This window comes from Streptomyces sp. Ru73, from assembly GCF_002920575.1.
In the GTDB taxonomy this organism is placed as follows: Bacteria; Actinomycetota; Actinomycetes; order Streptomycetales; family Streptomycetaceae; genus Streptomyces.
In genome coordinates, this window is the sequence record NZ_PQSQ01000073.1 from 34,524 (window position 1) to 41,270 (window position 6,747).

At 61.7% G+C, this 6,747-nt stretch carries 3 protein-coding genes and 1 pseudogene; 1 reads left to right on the forward strand and 3 read right to left on the reverse strand.

Annotated features, from left to right (window positions below; genetic code table 11):
- Positions 1-3 precede the first annotated feature (3 nt).
- Complete coding sequence (locus tag C3486_RS26305) at positions 4-4,044, forward strand: NACHT domain-containing NTPase (RefSeq protein ID WP_258053000.1); 4,041 nt, start codon at positions 4-6, stop codon at positions 4,042-4,044.
- A 161-nt stretch (positions 4,045-4,205) separates the two neighbouring features.
- On the opposite strand, the gene C3486_RS38825 is transcribed toward C3486_RS26305, so the two are convergent.
- From C3486_RS38825 to C3486_RS26315, 3 genes and pseudogenes are all read right to left on the reverse strand, one after another.
- Positions 4,206-4,595: an ATP-binding cassette domain-containing protein gene (locus tag C3486_RS38825; RefSeq protein ID WP_374936922.1), complete on the reverse strand. Its 390-nt coding sequence runs from the start codon at positions 4,593-4,595 to the stop codon at positions 4,206-4,208.
- Positions 4,596-4,750: 155 nt separating this feature from the next.
- Positions 4,751-6,118 (reverse strand): annotated as a pseudogene (locus C3486_RS38605) (ATP-binding cassette domain-containing protein); the annotation flags it as partial.
- A complete protein-coding gene (locus tag C3486_RS26315) occupies positions 6,115-6,666 on the reverse strand; it encodes an NUDIX domain-containing protein (protein ID WP_103835240.1) in 552 nt (183 codons plus the stop codon). The pseudogene C3486_RS38605 and the gene C3486_RS26315, both read right to left, overlap by 4 nt.
- Positions 6,667-6,747: the final 81 nt, after the last annotated feature.

Sequence of the window (6,747 nt, forward strand, 5' to 3'; positions counted from 1 at the left end):
GCGGTGCTGTACGCCAAGATGAGCGCTTCTGACCCTACTCGGCAAAGCTATGCAATTCGCGCAGACGCGATCGTGGAGCACTGCCTTGGGAATGAATCTGAACCCCACTGCGAGACCCTGCCGCGCGGCGTTGAAGTCCTGCTCCAGGCGCAGAAGAGCGCGGCCCACGCTTTCCCCTACCGGGCCGTTGGGCTTCACCGTCGCGATCCCGCAACCGTCTATGTTCGACAGCAAATGTCGGCCTCTGTCGGGGCAAGGAAGCGTATTGCTGCGCACCCGGGAACTCACGTCTCGCCCCCGAAGCCTGAAGAGCTAGCACCCAAGTCCATCGAATCGGCGCTGGCTGCCCACCGACACATTCTCCTGACTGGCGACGCCGGGGCCGGGAAGTCAACTCTCACGCTCCAGCTAGCCACACGCGAAGTGGAGTTGCCGGAAGCGTCGGATGCCAGACTGCTGCCTGTCCGCGTACTCGCCCGAGAGTTGGCCGCCAGGCCTCACATGCGGCTATTGACAGCTGTCATGGATGCCGCTCAAGCCCAATTGGCGCGCTTCCTTACGCATGACTTGGATCCGGACCTCTTGGAACACGATCTGCCAGGTTACCGGTGGCTCATCATCGTAGATGCACTAGACGAGGTCACGAACACCGCTGATCGCACCGACTTGGCCGAGCAGCTAATGGTGTTCATGGAGCAATTCCGTGCTTATAGTGTGCTTGTTACTTCCCGCCCCCTTCCTGAGGCCGAGCGGGATAGATGGGAGGAGCTGAAAGAACTCACTCATTTCACTATCGAACCATTTCGTCGTGATCAGCGCGCAGAGTTCGCTCATTCGTGGTTCGCTAACGACCCCGGTTTGGGTGAAAAATTTTTGACTCAGCTTTCAGCGGCGAGATTCAGGGAAGTTGCGTCCATACCGCTATTGGCTACTGTCGCTGCGATAGTCTTCGAAGCGAATCCTGACCGGCCACTACCTGCGAGCCGTTTCGGTCTGTACGAGCAGTATTTTTCGCATCTGTATGACTCTCGAGCGCGTCAGTTCCACGATGATGTGAGGGCGCGGCTGGCTGGGTGGCCTCAAACGGAGAGCATCGCCCAACATCTCACTGAGTCACGAGTGAGCCTTATCGAACACCTCGCTCCCCGCGCCCTTTCGAATAGTCCGCTCTTGCCTGAGGCACTGATTTGGCTCCGAGCCGCGGGGCTCGAGCCTACGCCGCCGCCACCGGATTGGTCGGCAGTTGTCGCCACCGCACTCACTTCTACAGGCCTGTTGGTACACGACGGTGACGGACTGCGATTCACGCACCATACTTTTGCAGAACATATATGTGATGCACTCGACGCCCGCCGCTTGTCGCCGCAATTCGACCCGGATGATCCATCTTGGTGGCGCACCCTTTGGGAGGCATGCAGTTTAAGGCGGGCCAGCGCGCGCCGCACTATTCTACATCGAGCCCTTCTCGGCATGAACGCCGAGGAACTTTTGGAATGGCTGCTGGCTCATAATGACTCGGCCCGAGAACTGGCCATCGAGATGGCTTCTCATGGCATCATGGCGACCCCAGGGCAGCAGGCTGCAATCTCTCGCACTTTCGATTACTGGATTTGGAGAGCGACTCGTGAAGTAGGATTCCAAAACCAAGTGATCAAGGCACTGAGAACGGTCCGCAACGCAACTCGTCCGCTGCAACGTGTCCTTGGTGACGCCATACGGGATCCTGAGAAACCAGATACTTTGCGGATAGAGGTCGCACAGGCACTCGTGGCTTGTGGTGAACCGAACCGGTCGCACGGGCTGAACGCATTGCGTTGCTTCCTGAGCGACGACAGATTCTCGGGAAGATGTCGAATCGAGGCAGCTAAATTGCTGCAGGAAGCAGGAGACTTCCAAGCGGCGCAGGACGGGCTTTTTCGCCTCGTCAACGGTGCATCCGCGCATCACGTCCATCGCCGGGCAGCGAGAGATCTGTTGAACATCAGAAGTTCTGAACTCATTGGCACGAACTCCTGCTCTCTGCCTCCGGACCAGTTCGACTCGCCTTCTCGTGACAAGCCTACGGTTCCCACGGCCACTACTATGGTTGATAGGTCAGCACGAGAACTCAATTCTCCATCCAACTTGGACGCGGGATTCTCAGGTGAGGAAATCCCAGAGTGGGCTTCCCCTACGCTACTGGTTCGTGAGCACGGCGATTCGGAGCGTGTATTGCTGGGCTCGCCAGTTCCGGACAATATAGTCAGTTACTTTGCGCTTGAAGGGGTAGTGCAGGTAGAAGACGTAGCTGCCGCTGCTGTCGCAGAAATTTCTGAAGAGATCACCCGCCAAACGAAGCGCAGGAAGGCTCTCTCGAAGGGGCGACAGCGCGAGAACTTCCAGATATGGTCAGCCATTGCTGACTGGCTCACTTCGCAGCCGGCGAATCACGAGTCTGCGGCCGCTAACCAGGCTCGGGACCTAGTCCAAAAGGTGCCGTCACTGACGGCTCCGGATTCTCACCGGTTTGCTGGGGTCAGTCGCGCAAAAAGATTGACTCTAGCAGCTGTGTTGGCGCGTGGGGATCTCGCGCACCAACGAGCCTGCGTTGACCTGGTCACGTTTGATGTCGCTTCCTGGAATCCCGGGCAAGTTGTGAATTTGGCGTACCGTCTCGCTTCTTCGTCTACAGAGCTAAATTTTCTCATCATCAGCCAGCTCTGCCGGATTGTCACCAACTCAAAAACGACGAGTGTGTCTCGCTCTGTGATGCTTGATGCGATTCGCGACCTGGGCGCTGACACTGCTGTGCAATTCCTTGTAGGTTGCTCCACTCTCGACCCGCACCTCGTGGTGTCCACACTATTGCGGCTCAGTCCTGAGTACCGAGCTGATGCTGTCATTTACCTGGAATCCTTGGCGTCAGGTAGCCTTGACGCGAAAGTTCACAGTTGGTGCCAGGCCGCATACGAATTGACGCGCACTCCCGATACAGTGGATCGCAATGAAGCTATCCGCCTGATCAAGCGAGCTGCCGGCCGAGACAGAAGCGCAGTTGAACGCCTCGCTATGGCCAAGACGCTGACGAGGTATGCCCCAGAGACGACACTTCAGATCGTCAGCGCTGTCGTGCGGGATGTAGAGACCACTAAGTCTGAACAACTCATGGCCGCGCAACTCCTCGCCAGACTAGATCATGCACCAGCGGACGTGGCTCTGCATATCCTTGACAGTTTGGAGGGTGCAGCTGAGCCAAGAGAACTTTCCTTTGCTGCGGTACTCCTCACGCATATAGCCCCTGCAGTGCGCGACAGATGCGATAGGGTTCTTCGAGCGCAACTGGTTCACAACGATATCGGGCATTCACTTCGATTGGAGATAGTGGGTGCCCTGACTTCCTTGAGTCCGCAGGTGCGAGCCGACTTGGCGAATCAGATCGACATCCTCTCTGGTAAGGCCAAAATCAAGCACGCAGCATGGCTGACCATGTTGGAGGCTATCGCTTTAAAAGGGCCGGATCTGCATGACCTCACACAGGCAACCCTGACGAAACATGCGCTCGAACATGACTCTTGTGACCGAATTTCTACTATCACATATATTCGCGACCTCGACTGGCGAGGAAACGGGACTCGCGCCGCTGCAATCCTTAGCGCAATCGCTGTATCCGATAGCGAGACACCAGCCATGCGTGCCTTGGCAGCCCGAAAACTACTGGCTTACGGTCAGCATTTTCGTCTCGTGGCCCAGGATGCGCTTCGCGCGCTCACGGAACAATCGGACATCGCCCCACTTCTGAAGCTTCAAGTCTGCAGGGAGCTCGCCATCGCGGGAGACCGCGCCAGGGCGCTCGCGAGTCTCGCCAACATGGCCACCGACTCTGCCCTCCGTGATGCTGACCGATCCGAAGCAGCCATACTTATGCTGATGATCGACCCATGGTGTTCAGAGATCACTGTATCCACTTTGGGTGCGATGTCAGGTGACCGTACGCTGACACTCGATACCCGTGAGTGGGTATCAAATGCTCCTATGCTGCTACAGTTTGAGGCTTCGAGAGAGTGATCATGGGGTTACTTCTGTGTAGCACCGTCAGGCTTCTGAAGGTGCTGGCGCCAGCTTGCAAAACCACAGCGATTAAGAACCTCGCCACCGAGGACAGTCCGCCCGGGAGCCAGCCGTTCCGTCGAGAGAGTCGGAAGATCGTGCACGGGCAGCGGCTGGGACTATGCCGGGTGAAATTGGCGGCGCTGCAGGTCGTACATGGCTCGGAAGCGGCCCGCCGGAGCGACATCAGGACTCATGAGGCCCGCGAAGCTCCCGTACTCGGTGACTTGACCATGGTCGAGATAGTAGATGAGGTCGGCCTGGCGAACGGAGTGGAGGCGATGCGTGATCAGGACGATGGTCTGGCCGGCGGCAGCCAGGTTGCGGATCTTCGTGAAGACGTCCTCTTCGGACTCCGCGTCGAGCGAGGCGGTGGGTTCGTCGACGATGAGGATGTCGCCGGCGCGGTAACGGGCGCGGGCGATGGCGAGTTTCTGCCACTGGCCGCCTGAGAGGTTGTGGCCGCCTTTGTAGCCGCGGGCGAGGAGGGTGTCCAGGCCGCGGGGCATGTCGTCGATGATCGGCTGGGCGTCGGCGTAGTGGATGGCGTCGTCGAGCCGGTGGTCGGTGCTTCGGGGCGGCCGATGGTGATGTTGGCGCGGGCGGTGAAGGGCCAGCGGTAGTAGTCCTGGCTGACGAGGGCGACGCGGGAGAAGAGGGCGTGGCGGTCGGCCTCTGCGGTGCTGACATCACCGAGGAGGATGTGTCCGTCGTCGGGGAGGTAGAGGCCGGCGAGGAGTTTGGCGGTCGTGGTCTTGCCACTGCCGTTGCGGCCGACCAACGCAATGATCTTGCCGGTGGGGATGGTCAGGTCGAGGCCGCGCAGGGCCGGCTCGTCGTCCCCGGGGTAGGTGAAGGTGACGTTCTTGAAGCGGACGGCGTCGATGCGCGCGGGCAGCGGTACGCCGCCGGTGGAGATGGCGCGTTCGTCGGCCTCGGTGCGTATGCCGTCGAGGTCGGCGACGAAGAGGGCTTCTTCGTAGAGGAAGTTGGCCTGGCGTACGAGGTTGTCCAGGGCGCTGGAGCCGGTGCGGATGGCGATGACGGCGGTGCCGCCCACGGACAGGACCATGACGCCGGTCCACAGCAGCCAGCCGAGGGTGCCGAAGGTGATCAGCATGGCGAGCCCGGTGCAGCAGGCGGCGATCAGGCCGGTGCGGGCGGCCAGGCGCGCCAGGCGGGCCTGCTCTTGCTCGGAGTCCTCGGCCATGAGACGGAAGTGCTGCAGGAGGAAAGCGCCGATGCCGTGGACGCGGATTTCGGCCGCGGCTTGGTTGGAGACCAGCAGGTCGCTGATGAGGCGGCCGGCGCGGGCGTGTTGCATCCAGGCGTGGAAGGACTGGTACCGCCGCCGGGCTACGGACAGCGATGCCCAGGCGCTGGGCACCGTCGTCAGCACGATCAGGGGCAGTAGGGCGGGGTGCAGGGCGGTCAGTACGCCGACCGAGGCGACCAGCGAGAGCAGCGCGTTGATGATGGAGGTGCTGTACGGGATCATGCGACGCGCCGACGCCGCACCGAACCGCGCGCTCTCCTGCCGCTTGCGGTACTCGGCGTCCTCCACCGCGGACAGCTCCACCTTGGCGGCGGACTGGAGGTAGATCTCGGTCGCCACCCGCTCGACGGTGGGCTCCAGCACCCCCGTGCCCTGTACCGACACCGCCTTCAGCAGCGCGCCGCACACCCCGGTGACGCAGGCGATGACCAAGGCAGGCGCTGCTTCGCGTAATCGCTCGGCGGTGGTGCCTGCCGCCAGCAGGGCGGCCAGTACGTGATTGACCTGCACCATCCCCACCGCCTGGGCGGCACCGCGGCCGATCTCGGCGGCGACGACCCTGTGCAGCGCGCGGGCGTCGGCCTGATGGGCGAGTCGGGCGGTGAGAGCGAGGAGCCGTGGCAGACGCAGCACCATCGCCAACAGGCTCATCTCCAGGAAGGCGCCGTGATGGCGCGTCCAAGCGAAGTCCTCCCGTAATCGCCCACCGAAGAGCAGCCGTTCGGAGTCCGACATCTTCTCCTCGGCGGTGGTCATCGGCGTACCTCCTGTGTGCCCGTCGGCTGCTGGTCGTCCTCCAGGTACAGCGGGGCGTCCTGCGCCCCGGAAGCTGCCTGCACGGCGGCGGTCAGGAGCGGCGCGTTCGTCCTGTCCATCACCGTCAGGGCCGCCTCGGGCTCCCACCAGTCCCAGCCGAGCAGCTCTCCTTCCGGGACGCGGATGCGGTCGTAGTGCTGCGGGGAAATGGTGGCGCTGAACACGAAGAGGTGGCACGCGCGAGGATTGCTGTAGTTTCCCGGACTCCCGCTGGACAGCCACTGCACTACAAGGAGGCGGCCCACTTGGACCGGTACGCCGGTCTCCTCCCTGCCTTCCCGCTCACAGCACTGGAGCGGTGTCTCTCCGCCTTTGGGCCCGTCGTCGGTCTTTCCGCCGGGCATCACCCAGTGCTTCGTCCCAGCGTGGTGGACCAGGAGCACGCGCCCGTCCTCGCGCTGAATGAAGGCGGCGGCTGCGGAGGTGACCAGGGCTCGTTGCTGCGGAGAAGGCGTGGACTGCGGGAGCGTGGACATTGGGTCATTCATGCGGTGATCACCTCGGGATCTCGTGGAGATGCAGTGGCACGTACTGCGTCAGGCTTTCGACCTGACGGTCGTCCGGACGGT